1 protein-coding gene is annotated in these 630 nt (G+C 58.7%); it reads left to right on the forward strand.

Annotated features, from left to right (window positions below; translation table 11 throughout):
- Positions 1–630 (forward strand): Ig-like domain-containing protein (locus tag LG30_RS21135; RefSeq protein WP_193354257.1); only part of this gene is annotated, 630 nt, incomplete at both ends.

Consider the following 630-nt stretch of genomic DNA (forward strand, 5'->3'; position numbering starts at 1 on the left):
CTGGTACCCCGCGAGATCCCATCGTTCCAACCACGCCGACCACGCCGATTACGCCGACGACTCCCGATAATTCCGATGTGGCGGCCAAGCCCGTGCTCGATCTCGATGCGCCTGCCAAGATCAAAATGGGGATATGGAATAACACCGAACTGGTCGTCGGCCAATCCCGCTCGATCGAAGCCATGTTGATCCCTGATGAATCTCTGCCTTATCCCGGCAGTCCCGAAGAGGTGCTGCATAAGCAGGGCATCACCTGGTCCAGCTCCAATGAGGCGGTGGCAACCGTCGACAAATTTGGCCGGGTCAAGGCCGTGAGCACAGGCGCGGTGGAAATCTCCGCCCGCTCAGTGACCAACACCACGGTGGTGGGGGTCGCCAAGCTGAATGTGGTGGCTACCCCGACCCTGAACAAGCAGAACCCGACTGTCATGATCAAGGGTGACAAGCCTGCCAAGAACCCGATCTTGCTGGAGAAGCAGGTCACCCGTTATGCCTCTACCAATGTCAGTCAGGACCTCGTCGACATTCGTGCCCAGATGGCCGCCGACGGTGGCGACGAAGTCCTTCAGGACAACATACGCTGGCTGATCCAGGAAAATACCAACCCGGGTCGTGAAGGCGTCTATATCG

This window comes from Aeromonas aquatica (assembly GCF_000764655.1).
In the GTDB taxonomy this organism is placed as follows: domain Bacteria; phylum Pseudomonadota; class Gammaproteobacteria; order Enterobacterales; family Aeromonadaceae; genus Aeromonas; species Aeromonas aquatica.